The sequence below is a fragment of the Pandoraea sp. CB10b_02 genome (assembly GCF_002216225.1).
Classification (GTDB): Bacteria; Pseudomonadota; Gammaproteobacteria; order Burkholderiales; family Burkholderiaceae; genus Pandoraea; species Pandoraea nosoerga.
The window spans coordinates 157,418-173,118 of the sequence record NZ_NJGW02000005.1; the positions used below are offsets into that span (position 1 = coordinate 157,418).

Annotated in this window: 16 protein-coding genes; 11 read left to right on the forward strand and 5 right to left on the reverse strand. The window is 68.0% G+C overall.

All coding sequences use genetic code 11. The features are described from left to right. Positions 1 to 53 precede the first annotated feature (53 nt). Positions 54 to 887: an AraC family transcriptional regulator gene (locus CDN36_RS07475; RefSeq protein ID WP_150555684.1), complete on the forward strand. Its 834-nt coding sequence runs from the start codon at positions 54 to 56 to the stop codon at positions 885 to 887. On the opposite strand, the gene mnmH is transcribed toward CDN36_RS07475, so the two are convergent. Further along, positions 823 to 1,923 (reverse strand): tRNA 2-selenouridine(34) synthase MnmH, encoded by a 1,101-nt coding sequence (gene mnmH / locus CDN36_RS07480; RefSeq protein WP_287496381.1) that lies wholly within the window; start codon positions 1,921 to 1,923, stop codon positions 823 to 825. The two genes, CDN36_RS07475 and mnmH, sit on opposite strands and share 65 nt — an antisense overlap. Then, entirely contained in the window at positions 1,920 to 2,546 is a 627-nt protein-coding gene (locus tag CDN36_RS07485; RefSeq protein ID WP_150555682.1) for a hypothetical protein, read from the reverse strand. Before CDN36_RS07485 ends, mnmH begins: the two co-directional genes overlap by 4 nt. A 201-nt stretch (positions 2,547 to 2,747) precedes the next feature. On the opposite strand from CDN36_RS07485, the gene CDN36_RS07490 reads away from it, so the two are divergent. Beyond that, positions 2,748 to 3,572: an isocitrate lyase/PEP mutase family protein gene (locus CDN36_RS07490; protein ID WP_287496382.1), complete on the forward strand. Its 825-nt coding sequence runs from the start codon at positions 2,748 to 2,750 to the stop codon at positions 3,570 to 3,572. A gap of 220 nt (positions 3,573 to 3,792) precedes the next feature. After that, positions 3,793 to 4,608 carry a class II aldolase/adducin family protein gene (locus tag CDN36_RS07495; protein ID WP_150555680.1) on the forward strand — a complete coding sequence of 272 codons (816 nt, stop codon included), beginning with the start codon at positions 3,793 to 3,795 and terminating at the stop codon, positions 4,606 to 4,608. Here the strand turns inward: CDN36_RS07495 and CDN36_RS07500 are convergent. Together CDN36_RS07500 and CDN36_RS07505 are read right to left on the reverse strand one after the other, a co-directional pair. Continuing rightward, complete coding sequence (locus CDN36_RS07500) at positions 4,563 to 5,504, reverse strand: LysR substrate-binding domain-containing protein (RefSeq protein ID WP_287496383.1); 942 nt, start codon at positions 5,502 to 5,504, stop codon at positions 4,563 to 4,565. The two genes, CDN36_RS07495 and CDN36_RS07500, sit on opposite strands and share 46 nt — an antisense overlap. Positions 5,505 to 5,638: 134 nt before the next feature. Continuing rightward, positions 5,639 to 7,027: an MFS transporter gene (locus CDN36_RS07505; RefSeq protein WP_150555678.1), complete on the reverse strand. Its 1,389-nt coding sequence runs from the start codon at positions 7,025 to 7,027 to the stop codon at positions 5,639 to 5,641. Positions 7,028 to 7,518: 491 nt separating this feature from the next. Between CDN36_RS07505 and CDN36_RS07510 the strand changes: the two genes are divergently transcribed. The 5 genes from CDN36_RS07510 (at position 7,519) to CDN36_RS07530 (ending at position 11,669) form a co-directional block, all read left to right on the forward strand. Then, on the forward strand, positions 7,519 to 8,178 hold the full coding sequence (locus CDN36_RS07510) for a DUF1345 domain-containing protein (RefSeq protein ID WP_150555827.1): 660 nt from the start codon (positions 7,519 to 7,521) through the stop codon (positions 8,176 to 8,178). Positions 8,179 to 8,437: 259 nt separating this feature from the next. Next, on the forward strand, positions 8,438 to 9,880 hold the full coding sequence (locus CDN36_RS07515; protein WP_287496384.1) for a cytochrome ubiquinol oxidase subunit I: 1,443 nt from the start codon (positions 8,438 to 8,440) through the stop codon (positions 9,878 to 9,880). A 46-nt stretch (positions 9,881 to 9,926) separates the two neighbouring features. Further along, positions 9,927 to 10,925: a cytochrome d ubiquinol oxidase subunit II gene (gene cydB / locus CDN36_RS07520; RefSeq protein ID WP_287496385.1), complete on the forward strand. Its 999-nt coding sequence runs from the start codon at positions 9,927 to 9,929 to the stop codon at positions 10,923 to 10,925. Then, positions 10,909 to 11,094: a hypothetical protein gene (locus CDN36_RS07525; RefSeq protein WP_150555675.1), complete on the forward strand. Its 186-nt coding sequence runs from the start codon at positions 10,909 to 10,911 to the stop codon at positions 11,092 to 11,094. Before cydB ends, CDN36_RS07525 begins: the two co-directional genes overlap by 17 nt. A gap of 11 nt (positions 11,095 to 11,105) precedes the next feature. Next, positions 11,106 to 11,669 (forward strand): YbhB/YbcL family Raf kinase inhibitor-like protein, encoded by a 564-nt coding sequence (locus CDN36_RS07530; RefSeq protein ID WP_287496386.1) that lies wholly within the window; start codon positions 11,106 to 11,108, stop codon positions 11,667 to 11,669. Positions 11,670 to 11,706: 37 nt separating this feature from the next. Here CDN36_RS07530 and folE read toward each other — a convergent pair whose 3' ends face one another. Beyond that, positions 11,707 to 12,273, reverse strand: coding sequence for a GTP cyclohydrolase I FolE (gene folE / locus CDN36_RS07535; RefSeq protein ID WP_150555673.1), 567 nt, complete (start codon positions 12,271 to 12,273; stop codon positions 11,707 to 11,709). Positions 12,274 to 12,505: 232 nt separating this feature from the next. Here folE and CDN36_RS07540 point away from each other — a divergent pair, with 232 nt between their 5' ends. The 3 genes from CDN36_RS07540 to CDN36_RS07550 are packed head-to-tail and all read left to right on the forward strand — an operon-like array spanning position 12,506 to position 15,698. Then, complete coding sequence (locus CDN36_RS07540; protein ID WP_150555826.1) at positions 12,506 to 13,465, forward strand: HlyD family secretion protein; 960 nt, start codon at positions 12,506 to 12,508, stop codon at positions 13,463 to 13,465. Next, positions 13,462 to 14,559 (forward strand): ABC transporter ATP-binding protein, encoded by a 1,098-nt coding sequence (locus CDN36_RS07545; protein WP_287496387.1) that lies wholly within the window; start codon positions 13,462 to 13,464, stop codon positions 14,557 to 14,559. Before CDN36_RS07540 ends, CDN36_RS07545 begins: the two co-directional genes overlap by 4 nt. Further along, complete coding sequence (locus tag CDN36_RS07550; RefSeq protein ID WP_150555671.1) at positions 14,556 to 15,698, forward strand: ABC transporter permease; 1,143 nt, start codon at positions 14,556 to 14,558, stop codon at positions 15,696 to 15,698. The genes CDN36_RS07545 and CDN36_RS07550 overlap by 4 nt, the downstream gene beginning before the upstream one ends. Positions 15,699 to 15,701: the final 3 nt, after the last annotated feature.

A 15,701-nucleotide genomic window follows, 5' to 3' on the forward strand; every position in this document is an offset into this window, starting at 1 on the left:
ATGCGCAAAATCGGCAAATCGCCAGCCGATACATTGGCGGCCAAGGAGCGCAAATGAAACCCGAGACCCGTATTCGTTATGCCGAGCGCATGGCCCCCGTTCTGCGCTGGCTGGCCGATCATCCCGATGCCGCCCCGGACCTCTGTCATCTGGCGGACCTGGCCTGCCTGTCGCCGTATCACTTTCATCGCGTCTATCGCGCGCTGATGGGCGAAACGGTGAACGCTTCGGTGCAGCGCATTCGGATGCATCGCGCGGCGGTCGCGCTTGCGGAGTCGGACGCTTCGATGCGTGTTGTGGCCTCGCGTGCCGGCTATGAATCGGACGCGGCGTTCAACCGGGCTTTCGGGGCGTTTTTCGGCATGCCGCCGGGACGCTACCGCAACACCCGCTCCGCACCTTTCGATCCTCAGGAGCCCGCCATGTATCCCATCGCCGTCGAATCATTCCCGTCCACCACCCTTGCCGTGATCGAGCACACCGGCAGCTATCAGGAAATCGGCCCCGTCTTCGCGCGCGTGTTCATGCTCGCGGCCGCCCACGGCCTCGCTCGGCCCGACGTCGCAGGCTTCGGCGTCTACTTCGACGACCCGGAGCAGGTCCCCACCGACAAATTGCGTTCGCTCGCCGGCGTGCCCGTCGCCGCCGACGCGAATCTCGGCGGGGGCCTCGAGCGCTTCGACATCCCGGCCGGGCGCTGCGCCGTGCTGACCTACACCGGCCCCTACAACGAGATGAGCCAACCGTATCAATGGCTCTTTTCGGAGTGGCTGCCCGCGAGCGGTCTCGAGCCCGCCGACTTCCCGATGTTCGAGCAGTACCTCAACGATCCTCGCTCGACGCCGCCGGCGCAGCTGCGCACCCGGATCTGCCTGCCGGTGAAGTGAGCGCGAGCAGGGCCTGTGCCTGCGCGCGCAGGTCTTGCGCCATGGGATGGAAGGTAAACGGTATCGCGTGCGCGAGACCGCCCAGCATCTTGCGCGAGCTGCGCGAATACGCCGGGTCGTAGTGCTTCGTGATGAGCGCTTCGAACAGCGCGCGGCGCTCGCCGCGCTCGAGCAGCGTGAGCCACTGCTCCACCACCGCGCGGCCGTGCAGCGGCACGAGCTTGCGCAACTGCCCGCGAAAAGCGTCGGGATTCGCGAACAGATGCGCGTAGTCCTGCATCAGCAGATCGATACGTTCGGGCTGTGGCGCGCTCACCTCCACACAGCGCGTGCTGCGCATCGCCGTCATCAGCGATTCGGGCAGCGTAATGCGTCCGATGCGTCGGCTCTCGGCTTCGACGAACACCGCACGCGCCGGGTCGAAGCTGCGCAGCAGGCCGATGAATGCCGTGTCGAACGACTTCTGCGATGGCTGCCGCGCGTCGGGCATCGCCCCGAGCAGCGAGCCCCGGTGCACCGCGAGCGCTTCGAGATCGAGCGTCTGCGCCCCCGCGTCGGCCAGGGCATGGAGCAGACGCGTCTTGCCGCTGCCCGTGTGCCCCGCGAGCACGATGAGCTCGAGTGCGGCGGGCAAGGTGTCGAGCTGCGTTACCACGTCGCGCCGGTAAGCCTTGTAGCCGCCTTCGAGCTGGCGCGCGCGCCAGCCGATCATGTTCATCCACACCGTCATGGACTCGGAACGCTTGCCGCCGCGCCAGCAATACACGAGCGGACGCCAGTTGCGGGGACGATCGGCGAAGGTGGTCTCCAGATGCGCCGCGATATTGCGCGCGACCATGGCCGCTCCCACGCGCGTGGCCTCGAACGGCGACACCTGCGCGTACAGGGTGCCCACGATGACGCGTTCTTCATTGCTGAGCACCGGCGCGTTGATCGCGCCAGGCATATGGTCCTCCTCGAATTCGAGGGGCGTGCGCACGTCGACGATCTCGTCGAATTCCCCGGCACGCGAAAGCGGTACGCGTAGCGAATTCATCGTGCCTCCGCCGCGAGCGGTGCGCAGTGCGCGCCATACGGCGTGCGCGACGTCGCCTGAGGCGCCATGGCGGCCCCGCGCACGCTGGCCCGGACTTTCGCGGCCCGGTCGATAATGCGTGTCGCCGCCTCGGCGTCGCCCTCGCCTCCCAGCGCCAGCGCGTAGTCGTCGAGCAGTTCGGCATAGACGTAGGGCGCCTTGCTCTCGGCTCCCGCGCGCTCGAGCGAGCCGACGGCACGGCCGAAGTACGTAGCCGAGCGCGCGTACTGGCGCTGCGCCAGCGACAGGCGCGCCAGTTCGATCAGTGCGGGATAGCGATAGCGTCCCGTCAGGATGTCGAGGTCGTAGGCAAGACTCAGTTCGCGCTCGGCTTCGGCATAGTAGCAGCCCACGCCGAGCGCTCGGCCGTAGTGCAAGTGCATGGCCGCGCGCTGTGCGGCCGGCCAGGCCGACTGGTCCGCCACGAGCACTGCCTGCCCGAAGGCGCGTCGCGCCGCGTCCCAGTCGCCGCGCACCTCGGCCGCGCCGCCTTGCGCGGCGTAATCGGGGCCCGGCGGCCCGGGCGGCGGCGTACTACAGCCGGCCGCCGTCAATACGGCGCCCAGCGCACAAGCGGCACTCAAACACGTCAGGGATCGGATCATCGGTAAGAACATCGCTACCAGCTATTTCGTGGCGCGGGACGCCTCCGCCCGCGCTCGCCCGACAGGATACACTTGGCGCGCCCCGGCGCGGCGCCATGCGATGCGGCGCGCCTTGCGAGCGCGGTCCAAAACCGCGATGATCGACCTCTGGCCGCCCGCGCCCCAAAAGGAGACATCACCATGCCACGCAGCACCGCCGAAAAACGCGCCGCCTTTCGCGAACTCCATCTTGCCGGTTGCTTCGTCATCCCCAATCCGTGGGACGCCGGCAGCGCGAAATATCTCGAACACGCGGGCTTCAAGGCTATCGCGTCCACCAGCTCGGGCTTCGCGTGGTCCACGGGCCGCGCCGACAACGGCGTGACGCGCGAGACCGTGCTTGCGCACCTGCGCACGCTCGTCGAGGCGACCGACCTGCCGGTCAACGCCGACTTCGAAAACGGCTTCGGGCGCACCCCCGACGAGGTGGCCGAGAGCGTCAAGCTCGCGGTGGCGACCGGCGTCGCGGGCCTGTCCATCGAAGATTCGACGGGTGACGCCAACGCCCCGCTCTTTCCCATCGACGAAGCGCTCGCCCGCCTGCGCGCGGCGCGGCGCGCGATCGACGACGCCGGCGGCGACACCCTGCTCGTGGGCCGGGCCGAGAACTTCTTCGCCGGCGTGCCCGACCTCGAGGACGCCATCGCGAGGCTGCGGGCCTATGCCGCGGCCGGCGCCGACTGTCTGTACGCGCCCGGCATCCAGTCGGCCGAGCAGATTCGCGCCGTGGTCACCGCCGTGGCGCCCAAGCCGGTCAATGTGCTGATCGGGGCGACCTCTCCCTTCACGCTGCAGGATCTCGCCGACCTCGGCGTGCGCCGCGTGAGCGTGGGCGGCGCGCTCGCGCGCGCGGCATGGGGCGGCTTCATCCATGCCGCGCAAGCCCTCGCGCAGGGCCGTTTCGACGGTTTCGACGGCGCCGCCAGCGGCGCCACTCTCAACGGACTGTTCGGACAGAGGGTCTGACGGCCGCGAGCACGGCGGCCATGCGTGGGCATTGCATCGGCCTTGCACCACCCTTCGCAAGCGCGCGCGGGACAGCGGTATATGACCAGTGACTTTTCGTCGATGGACGCCGGCAGGGCGCGCCGGGACAATGCGTTACCGGCCGACGCACCGCGCTCGCCGCCCGTGGGATTCACGGCGCGCGCGGCATGCGCGGCGCCTCATTCGACGGAGTGTCCTCATGAATCAGCCCCTTCCCCCGGGCGCCGCGCACGACGCCTTTGCCATTCCCACGCCGCTTGGCGCACCGCTGCCCAGACCGCGCGTCTTCGATAGCGTCGAGGAGGAGCGCGCCGACCGGAAGCTGCGTCTGGCCGTCGCTTTCCGGATCTTCGCGCGCTTCGGCCTGGCCGAAGGCATCGCCGGGCACATCACGGTGCGCGATCCCGAGTTCCACGACCGCTTCTGGGTCAACCGCTACGCCCAGCACTTCTCGTCGATTCACCCGGACGATCTGATTCTCGTCGACGAAGCGGGCCGCCTGCACCACGGCGACGGCCCGGTCAACGCCGCGGCCATGGCCATTCACGCGGGCATCCACGCCACCCTGCCCCATGTGACGGCCGCCGCTCACACGCACACCACTTACGGCCGCGCCTTCTCGGCGCGCAACCGGGCGCTCGCGCCCATCAACCAGGAGGCATGCCTCTTCTTCGAGGACCATGTGCTGTTTCGCGGCGACGTGCTGGTGCTCGGCGCCGAGGAGGGCCGTCGCATCGCGCAGTCGATGGGCCACAAGCGCGCGGCCGTGCTGCTCAACCACGGCCTGCTCACGGTGGGCTCCTCGGTGGATGCGGCCGCCTATCGTTTCCTCGCGATGGAGCGCTGCGCGCAGGTGCAGCTGCTCGCCGAAGCCGCCGGCCCGATCGAGGTGCTCGGCGACGCCGAGGCGCGCGAAGTGCACCGGCTGCTCGGCTCGGATTACGTGGCCTGGCTCGGTTACCAGGGGCTTTACGAGCAGGTGCTGCGCGAGTGTCCCGACCTGCCGGCGCGATAGTCGTTCACGGCGCGGCGCAGCCACGTATCGAACTGACGCAGCGGCGCCCAGTCGCTGCGCTGCGCCGGCGTCGAATAGTAGATGGTCTGAGGATTGGCCAGCGTATGCGCATGCGCCTGCACGAGCGCGCCGGTGGCCAGCTCGCGCTCGACGAGCACGCGCGGCAGCAGCGCCACGCCCAGTCCCGCAACGGCTGCGTTGATCGCCATGATGAACATGTCGTAGCGCTGCGCGCTGCGTTGCGGCTGCACCGTCTCGCCCGGGGGCAAACCGAGCGACGCGAGCCAGTCGTCCCATGCGCGCGGCAGGTCGCGCGCACAGATCCACGACAGCGACGCGATCCGCTCCAGCGAGAGCGACGGCTCGCCCTCGAGCAGGCGCGGCGCGGCCACGAGCATGAGGATGTCGTCGGTGATGAGCGCCGTGCCGGGCATGCCCGGCCACAGTCGCGTGCTGAAATAGATGGCGGCGTCGAACGCCGAATCGTCGAAAAAGGCCGGCTGGTCGCGCCCGAGAATGTGCAGCCGCACGTCGCGCGTGCTCGCGTAGAAATCCTCGAGCCGCGGGATCAGCCACTGCGCCGCGAAAGTAACGCCCACCGCGATTTCGAGCGCGGTCTCGCGCCCGTGCTGCACCACGTCGAGCGTGTCGCGCCGAATCTGGTCGAGATGCACGCGGATGCGCTTGGCGTATTGCGCGCCGGCCGGCGTGAGTACCAGCCGCTGCTTCACGCGCTCGAACAGCGCCACGCCGAGATGCCCTTCGAGCTCGCCCACCCGCTTGCACACGGCCCCGTGCGTGAGCGCGAGTTCCTGCGCGGCCCGCGCGAAATTCTGGTGACGGGCGCTGGCCTCGAAAGCCTGCAACGCCGAGAGGCTGGGGACGCCCAGACGCATGCTGTCTCCTGCGGGAAAACGATCTTGCCCGACAGTCTATGCGAAGGGGCGTGAGACGACAAAGCGGCCTGCGGGCCGGACCATGGAAGCCAGGTCCGGGGCCCGGGCCGCCGTGCGGCGAACAACGAGCGGGCTTATTCCACGTGCGCCACGCCGCCCGGGAGCACCGCGCCGGCTGCGACCTCGCGCGGCAGTGCCCACGTCATCCAGTTCGAGCGCAGCGCCAGCACCAGCAGAAAGGCCACTGCCGCCAGCGCGCCGAACGTCGCGAAGCCCATCTGGTAGCTGCCCGTCGATTCCTTGGCAATGCCCATGATCACCGGCAGATAGAAGCCCCCGATGCCGCCGGCCGCGCCGATGATGCCTGACATCAGGCCCGTTTTGCCCTGCCAGCGCTGCGGCACGAGCTGGAACGTCGCCCCGTTGCCCAGGCCGAAGCACACGTAGACGAGCACGAGCAGCGCGATGCCGGCGCCCTGCGGCGGCATCCATGCCGCGAACACGAAGTCGCAGGCCGAGATGGCCGCGAGCAGCAGCACGAGCGCACGCACGCCGGAGATGCGGTCGGCGACCAGCCCGCCGATCGGGCGCACCAGCGCGCCGAGGAACGCCAGCAGCGACATGAACAGCCCGGCTTCGATGCGCGGCATGCCGTACAGCGAGATGAGCAGCGTCGTCACATAGGAGGACATGCCGACGAAGCCGCCGAACGTGATGCTGTACACGAGCATGATCACCCATGTGTCGCGCTCGGCCAGCACGCCGCGATAGTGGCGCGGCAGCACCGCAATGGCGAGCAGCGCACCGAGCACCGGCAGCAGCAGCACCCCTGCCTTGCCTTCACCGAAGGCGCCGGCGTGCACGCACAGGACCAGCGCGATCAGGCCGGCCACCGTGATGAAGAAGCTCGTGAAGGCGCGCGGCGCACTGCCCGACTTCGCGCCCTGATCCTTGGCCCAGAACACCAGCGCCAATGCGGCGAGCGCGAGCAGCGGCAGCGCGGCGCCGGCCGCATGCGCCCAGCCGAAATGCTCGGCGAGCCCCGGGAACATGAAGCCGTCGAGCACCGCACCGACGTTGCCCGCGGCGGCCAGTCCCAGCACCAGCCCCTGCACCTTGGGCGGATAGTTGCTGCCCGCCATCGGCAGCGCCACGGCGAAGCTCGCGCCGCCGATGCCGAGGAACACGCCGAGGACGAGCAGCAGCGTGTAGGACGGCGTGCCGGGCATGAGCAGCAGCACGACCGACGGAATCGCCGAGAGGGCGAGCCCCATGAGCGCGATCTTGCGGCCGTCGTATGCCTGATAGAGATTGCCGAGCGTGACGCGCAGGATCGCGGCGCCGAGCACCGGCACGGCCACCAGAAAGCCGGTCTGCGCCGGCGTCATCGTGATGTCCTTGCCGATGAAGGGCGCCAGCGGGCCGAACATCACCCAGACGGTGAAACCCGTGTCGAAGTACAGAAAGCACGCAACCAGCGCGCGCCAGTTGCCACTTTTCAACGATTGCGTGAGCGTGCTCATGGAGTTCCTCGTGTTCGTGAGCCGAAAAAAAAGCGCCCCGAAGCCGTGCGCCTGCGAACAGGCTCGATGACTTCGGGACGCCGTTGCCCCGTCTGGATTCGGTGCGGAAAATTCGCTTGCCTTCACTCGGCCGCCATTGGCCTTGCATCACCTTTAGCAAGCAGCGTGCCAGGCGCCCGGGCGTTGAACACGGGCGTCCGGTAAACGCCCGGGCCACGGGGCTTCGCGACGTGCGAGCCGACAGCGGTGCGGCGTGGCGGCGCCCGAGCGTGGCGCCCACGCCCGGCGCGCGCATGACATCTCAACGGGCACGATGCCGCATCGCGATGCGGCGGCGCACCATTAACGTGCGACGCCGCGCTCCAGCGTGCGCCGCCGTGCTCGAGCGTGCCCACGCCCCGCGCCCGCTGGACGCCTCGCCGGCGGCGGTGTACCTTGGCCGCGAGCCGCCCCTCGTCACGCCTGCTCTCGAACGCATCGCCTTTGCCGCCATGAACGCCGACTTTTTCCCGCACCTGCTGCGCTTTCACCCTCGTTTGCTGCTCGCCATTGGCGTGGGCATTCTCGCGGGCGTGTTCGCGCAAGGGCATTTCAATGGGGTGACCCGCACGCTGATCGGATGGAACGCGGGCGCGTGGGCCTACCTCGCCATGATCTGGTTCATGATGGTCACGGCGCCCAAGCGCAGCATCGAGCGCTTCGCCGAGCAGGAGGACCAGAGCGCGGTGCTCGTGCTGAGCGTCGTGAGCCTCTCGGCGATCGCCAGCGTGGCCGCCATCGTCCACGAGCTTGCCAGCGCGAAGTCGGGCGCCCCGCATCAGACTTCCGAGCATGTGCTCTTCGCCGCCGCCACGCTCATCGCCGGCTGGTTCCTGGTGCCGACGATCTACACGCTGCATTACGCCCGCCTGTACTTCACCGATGCGCAAAAGCCGTTCGCGCTCGTGTGGCCCGACCGCGATTGCGATCCCGACTACTGGGACTTCCTGTACTTCTCGTTCACGATTGCCGTCGCCTCGCAGACCGCCGACATCGCGCTCGCCTCGCGCCGCATGCGGCGCGCCGTGCTCGCCCAGGCCATCCTCTCCTTCTTCTTCAATCTCGCCGTCCTCGGCCTGTCCATCAACATCGGCGCGAGTCTGCTCAGCTAGCCACGCACCGGCCCTGGCGGCACGCGTCGGCGCATGCGCTGCGGCATGGCGTCGCAGGGCCGGCCGACATGAAGCCCTTTGAAAACATACATCTGAGGCGCGCCCCGGCGACCGGCGAGGCCGCGTCAATGCGCCGCATGTGACGACTTGTCACGCGTGCTGCACAGCAGCATCTCCTAACATGTACGCAAAACAAGCGGCAATGAAATATCAGAATTGCCGCACATGACAGGGTTTATTTGCCTACATAGAGCGCAACATGACTGCCGCCCCCGACGCCCTTGACCTGGCGCGCCTGCAATTCGCATTCACGGTCTCCTTTCACATCGTCTTTCCCGCCGTCTCCATCGGCCTTGCCAGCTTCATTGCCGTGCTGGAGGGCCTGTGGCTCAAAACGCACGAGCAACACTATCTCGACCTTTGCCGTTTCTGGTCGAAGGCCTTCGCCGTGTGCTTCGGCATGGGCGTGGTCTCGGGCGTGGTGATGGCCTATCAGTTCGGCACGAACTGGTCGGGCTTTTCGAGCTTCGCGGGCGCGGTCACCGGGCCGCTGCTCACCTATGAGGTGATGACCGCCTTCTTCCTCGAGGCAGGCTTTCTCGGCATCATGCTGTTCGGCTGGAATCGCGTGAGTCCGCGCGCGCACTTCGCAGCCACGCTTTGCGTGGCCATCGGCACGCTGATCTCGACGTTCTGGATTCTCGCGTCGAACAGCTGGATGCAGACGCCACAGGGCTACGAGATCGTGGACGGCCGCGTCGTGGTGCTGTCATGGTGGGACGTGATCTTCAATCCGTCGTTTCCGTATCGCCTCGCACACATGAGCATTGCCGCGTTCGTGGTCGCCGCGCTCGTCGTGGCCGGCACCGGCGCCTGGCATCTGTTGCGCGGGCGCCGCGATCCGGCCGTGAAGACCATGTTCTCGATGGCGATGTGGCTGCTGTTGATCTTCGCGCCGCTGCAAGCCTTCGTCGGCGACCTGCACGGGCTCAATACGCGCGAGCATCAACCGGCGAAGCTCGCGGCCATGGAAGGCCTGTGGGAGACGAAGACGGGCGGCACGCCGCTCAACCTCTTCGGCTGGCCCGACATGCAAGCGCAAACGACGCGCTACGCGCTCGAAGTGCCGCATCTGGGCAGCCTGATTCTCACGCACAGCTGGGACGGCGAAGTGCGCGGCCTGAAGGAATTTCCGAAGGACGAACGCCCCAACGTACCGCTCGTGTTCTGGAGTTTTCGCATCATGGTCGGCCTGGGTCTGGCCATGATCGCCGCGGCGCTCGCTGCGGTCTGGCTGCGCCGCCGCGGCACGCTGTTCACCTCGCGCGGCTTCGCGCGGGTCATGCTTTGCATGTCGCCGGCCGGGTTCGTCGCATTACTCGCCGGATGGGTCACGACCGAGGCGGGTCGCCAGCCGTGGGTCGTCTACGGCGTGATGCGCACGGCCGAAGCGATTTCGCCGGTGAGCGCGCAGCAGGTCCAGGTGTCGCTATTCGTGCTCGTGCTCGCCTACGTCCTCGTGTTCGGCACCGGCGTGTACTACCTGCTGAAGATTCTGCGCAGCGGCCCGGCGCTTGCGGCACAGGCGCACGAACGCGTCCGAGCTCGCGGGGCCCGCCGCGCGCCGCAGCCCCTCGCGAACGCCGCGCCCGAGCCGGGCGCGTCCGGCCGGCGGCAAACGCCTGCGGCGCCGAACGCTTGAGCGCGGCATCGCATCGACTTCCTTCGAGACTGTTTCCGGACTTTCCATGGACCTGACCTTAGCCTGGGCCGCCGTCATCGCGCTCGGCCTGTTTCTCTACGTCGTGCTCGATGGCTTCGACCTCGGCATCGGCATTCTCTTCCCGTTCTTTCCCGATGCGCGCGAGCGAGACACCATGATGAATTCGGTCGCACCCGTGTGGGACGGCAACGAGACCTGGCTGGTGCTCGGCGGCGCCGGCCTGCTCGCCGCCTTCCCGATGGTGTACTCGGTGCTGCTCTCGGCGCTATACCTGCCGCTCGTGCTGATGCTGGTGTGCCTCATCTTCCGCGGCGTGGCATTCGAGATTCGCGGCAAGTCCCGTCGCACGCGGCAGTGGTGGGATCTCGCCTTCATCGGCGGCTCGGCGGGCGCCACGTTCTTCCAGGGCGTAGCGCTGGGCGCCTATCTTTCCGGCATTCCCGTCGAGAACGGACAATTCGCGGGCGACGCCTTCGCGTGGGTCACGGCGTTCAACCTGTTTACCGGCATCGGACTGCTGGTGACCTACGCACTGCTCGGCGCATGCTGGCTGATCGGCAAGACCGAAGGCGATCTGCAGCGCCGCCTGCGCGTGCTCGCCTGGCCGCTCACGCTGGCACTGGTGGCGACGATGGCGGTCGTGTCGCTATGGACGCCGCTGCGCGTACCGCTGGTGGCCGCGCGGTGGTTCGGCGGCGAATGGTTCTGGCGTTGTCTGCCGGTGCCGTTCCTCGTGGCGATCGCGGCACTCGTCATGCGCCGGGTATTGCGCCGCGCACACGACGCCACGCCGTTCTGGCTGGCCATCGGCCTCGTCTTCCTCGGCTACAGCGGCCTGCTCGTGAGCGCGTATCCGTATGCGATCCTGCCCGGCGTCACGCTGTGGGACGCCGCCGCGCCGCATTCGAGCCTGTCGTTCACGCTCTGGGGCGCGGCCTTCATCATTCCCGTCATCATCGGCTACACGATGCTGGCGTACTGGGTCTTTCGCGGCAAGGCGACACACGATGCGCACTATCACTGATCTGGTCCGGCCCGGCGTGCGTCGCCATCGCGAGCGCGCTACCATGCAAGGCGCATGGCAGCGCACGCTCATTCGCTGGGGATGGTTCGTCGCGCTGTGGTGTGCCGGGGTGGCGGGCACGGCGTTGCTCGCGCTTCCCTTCAAGCTCATCATCGCCACTGCCAAATAGGAGGCACGCCCATGAATCGCCTTTTCCTGCCGATCGTTTGCCGCCTCGCCGGTGCGCCCGCCATTGCCGCAATGCTGGGCGCCGGAGCCGCACATGCCGAAGGCATGAGCGTCTCGTCGAGCGCGTTCGCGGATAACGGCATGCTGCCCGCCGTGCACGCGGGTGCGGGCGAGTGCGGCGGGCAAAACATGAGCCCGCCCATCGCCTGGAAGAATTTGCCGCAGGCCACGCGCAGCGTGGTCATCACCATGAAGGATCCGGACGGCGCGAAGGGCGGCGGCGTGGTGCACTGGGTGGTCTACAACGTGCCGGCCACCGTCTCGTCGCTCGCCGCCGGCGCGGCCAACGAAACAAGCGAGCAGCTCACCGTCGGCAAGAACGTGAGCGGTGCGATGGCCTACCGGGGCGCATGTCCGCCGCTCGGCGATACGCCGCATCACTACATCATCACCGTGACGGCCACCGACCTCGAGCCGGGCCGCCTGCCGCCGGGGCTCGACGCCGCCGGCCTCGCGCTCGCCTTGGCCGGCCACACGCTCAGCGGCTCGACTATCGTGGCGCGCTACGCTCGGTAAGCAGTGCCGGGGGCCGGCGCCGACGGGGAACGGACGCTTACTTGTCGCGAGCCAGCGCGAGGAACTCCGTGCGCAGCGCGAGATTGGGCTGCAGTTCGCCGAGCATGGCCGACGTCACGGTCTCTTCGCCGGCCGTCCGAATGCCGCGGCTTTCCATGCACATGTGGCGGCACGACACCACCACGCCGACGGCTTTCGGTTGCAGATGCGTCATCAGGGCTTCGGCGATCTGCGTGGTCAGGCGCTCCTGCACCTGCAGGCGGCGCGCGAAGCAATCGACGAGCCGGGTGAGCTTGGATAATCCGACGATCTTGCCGTTGGGCAGATAACCGATGGTCGCCTTGCCGAAAAACGGCGCGAGATGGTGCTCGCAGTGGCTGTAGACGGGAATGCCGCGCACCACGATCAGTTCGTTGTATTGTTCGGCGCCGTCCTCGAAGACCTTGAGGACCTCGGCCGGGTCCTGCTCATAGCCGGCGGTCCATTGGCGCCAGGCCTTGGCCACGCGCGACGGCGTTTCGTGCAGGCCGGGGCGATTCGGGTCTTCGCCGATGTGCTTCAGGAATCGCTTCCAGTCGTTTTCGTCGAACGTGTCGTGAGACATATCAGTCAGGCTCCTTGCATGAGGTCCGGTGCGCTGCGCCGCTGCCGCTCTGGCTATCGTGGACGCGCCCCGTGCGCCGCCGGACATGTGCGCACAATAGCAGAGAGTCTTCGCCCGCGCATGGCGCCCGGCGCAATTGCCGCCCTCCCCGCTTTTGCGCTAAGGTGAGAGCGGACCCATGCAACGCAAAGGGCGCGTCATGCCGGCATACCCCCGTATGTGCACTACCGCGATGATCGTGAGCGCTTCACGGACGCTGGCCGCCCTGGCGGCTGTGGTCGCGCTCGCCGCATGCGGTGACGCGGGTCCCAAACCGTGGCAAGGCTATGTCGAAGGCGAGTTTGTCTACGTCGCCTCGTCCCAGGCCGGCACGCTCCAGGCGCTACGCGTCGCGCGCGGCCAGCAGATCGACGCCGGCGCCCCGCTCTTCGATCTCGAATCGACGTTCGAGCTGGCCGCGCAAGCGCACGCGCGCGAGACGCTGGCGAGCGCCGAAGCGCAATTGCGCGATCTCGCCACGGGCAAACGTCCCGACGAAATCGCCGTCTCCGAAGCCCAGTTGAGGCAGGCCATGGCTGTGCGCGACAGGGCCCTCGCGCAGTTCGATCGCGATCAGGCGCAGTACGCCGCGGGCGGCATCTCGCGCGAACAGCTCGACGCGAGCCGCGCCGACGCGCGCAGCAGCACGGCGCGCGTGCAGGAACTGCTAAGCAGTCTGCGCGTGGCGCGGCTGCCGGGCCGCGAAGCGCAGCGTCAGGCGCAGGCCGCGCAGGTCGACGCCGCGCGCGCCTCGCTCGCGCAAGCCGACTGGCAGCTCGCGCAGAAGCATCCGCGTGCGGGCGCCGCCGGGCGCGTCTATGACACCCTCTACCGCGTGGGCGAATGGGTGGCGGCTGGCAGCCCGGTGGTGCGGCTGCTGCCGCCCGGCAACATCAAGGTACGCTTTTTCGTGCCCGAGGCCGCGCTCGGCAGCCTGCGCGCCGGGCAGACGGTGCATATCGCCTGCGACGGCTGCGGCGCCGGCGTGAACGCACGCATCACCTACGTCGCCAATCAGGCGGAGTACACCCCGCCTGTCATCTACAGCAACGACACGCGCGACAAGCTCGTGTACATGGTCGAGGCGCATCCCGACGCGGCGCACGCCGTGAGGCTCAATCCGGGCCAGCCGGTGCAGGTGACGCGCCAATGAGCGATCGGACAGCCCCGACGATCGCGAACGGCGCCGACGGCGCCGGGGGCGATACCAGCGATACCAGCGGTGCTGGCGGTACTGGCACCGCTGACGGCGATAACCGCAATCGCGGCGATGGCGGCAATGGCGGCAATAACGGCAATAACGGCGCTGCGGGCACGGGCGATTTTGCCATCGACGTGCGCGGCCTGAACAAACACTTCGGCGACAAGCACGTGGTGAAGGACGTCTCGCTGCAAGTCAAGCGCGGCGAGATCTTTGGCTTTCTCGGCCCGAACGGCAGCGGCAAGACGACCTGCATTCGCATGATGTGCGGCCTGCTCACGCCGGACTCGGGCAGCGGCACCTGCCTGGGCTTCGACATCTTGCGCGAGAGCGCGCAGATCAAGCGCCACGTGGGCTACATGACGCAGCGCTTCTCGTACTGGGAAGACCTCACGATTCGCGAGAATCTCGATTTCGTCGCGCGCGTCTACGGCATGCCGAACCGCCGCGAAGCCGTCGATCGCGCGATCGAGTCGCTCGGGCTCAGGGGGCGAGCCGGCCAGTTGACCGGCTCGCTCTCGGGCGGCTGGAAGCAGCGCCTCGCGCTGGCCGCCTGCATGCTGCACGAGCCCCGGGTACTGCTGCTCGACGAACCCACCGCCGGGGTCGACCCCACGGCCCGGCGCGACTTTTGGGAGGAACTGCACGAGCTCGCCGCGAACGGCATCTCCGTGCTGGTGAGCACGCATTACATGGACGAGGCCGAGCGCTGCCACAAGCTCGCCTACATCTCCTACGGCGAACTGCTCGCGCAAGGCACGGCCGCGGAGGTCATCGACGCGCAACATCTGTCGACATGGACCGTGCACGGCGAGAACCTGATCGAGCTCGCGCGCGAACTGCGCGGGCAGTCGGCCGTCGCGCAGACAGTCGCCTTCGGCAGCGCGCTGCACGTGAGCGGCCAGGATGGCGACGCACTTGCCCGCGTGCTGCATGAGGTGGCCGACGCACGCGGGCTGCGCGTGGCCCCCATCGAAACCGGTCTGGAAGACGTGTTCATCTACCTGATGAGCCACGCGAAGGACAATTTCGGAGACGGGACGTGAGCGCGCCGCTCGGCTTCTCGCTCGCACGGTGGTGGAGCATCGTGTGCAAGGAATTCTTGCAACTGCGCCGCGATCGCGTCACGTTCGCCATGATCGTGGGCGTGCCCCTCGTGCAGCTCGCGCTGTTCGGCTTTGCGATCAACACGGACCCGAAGCACATGCCGACGGCCGTGCTCATGCACGACGACAGCGAATTCACGCGCAGCTTCGTGGCCGCCATGGAGCACTCCGGGTACTTTCGCATGACCGGAACGCTCGCGAGCGAAGAGGCCGGGCGCGCGGCGCTCGCGCAGGCACGCGTGCAGTTCGTGCTCAATATTCCGGCCGACTTCACGCGCCGGCTGCTGCGCGGCGAGCGGCCGTCACTGCTCGTGGAAGCGGACGCGACCGATCCGATGGCAATGGCCTCGGCGCTCGGCGCGCTGCCGGCCATCGCGCAGTCTGTCGCACAGAAGGATCTGACCGGCGTGCTCGCGCCGCTCGCCGGCGGCCAGAGCGCGTTCGACGTGCAGGTGCACCGGCTCTACAACGCGGAAGGCATCACGCAGTACAACATCATCCCGGGACTCATGGGCGTGATCCTGTCGATGACCCTCGCCATGATGACGGGACTCGCCATCGTGCGCGAACGCGAGCGCGGCACGATGGAAAACCTGCTCGCCACGCCGGTGCTGCCGATCGAGGTCATGACCGGCAAGATCGTCCCGTACATTGCCATCGGGCTGATTCAGGCGAGCATCATCCTGATCGCCGCGCGCTTCGTGTTCCACGTGCCCTTCGAAGGCAGCGTGGTCGCGATCTACCTTGCCGCGCTGGTGTTCATCGCGGCGAACCTGACAGTCGGCATCGCACTGTCATCGTTTGCGCAGAACCAGCTCCAGGCCATGCAGCTCACGGTGTTCTACTTCCTGCCCAACATGCTGCTCTCGGGATTCATGTTCCCGTTTCGCGGCATGCCGGCATGGGCCCAGGCGATCGGCAACGTGCTGCCGCTCACCTACTTCAACCGACTCGTTCGCGGCATCCTCCTCAAGGGCAACGGCTGGAACGACGCGTGGCACGACCTGTGGCCGCTGCTGGTGTTCTGCGCCGTACTCATGGCGGTGGCCGTGAAGTTCTACAAACGCACGCTCGACTGAGGC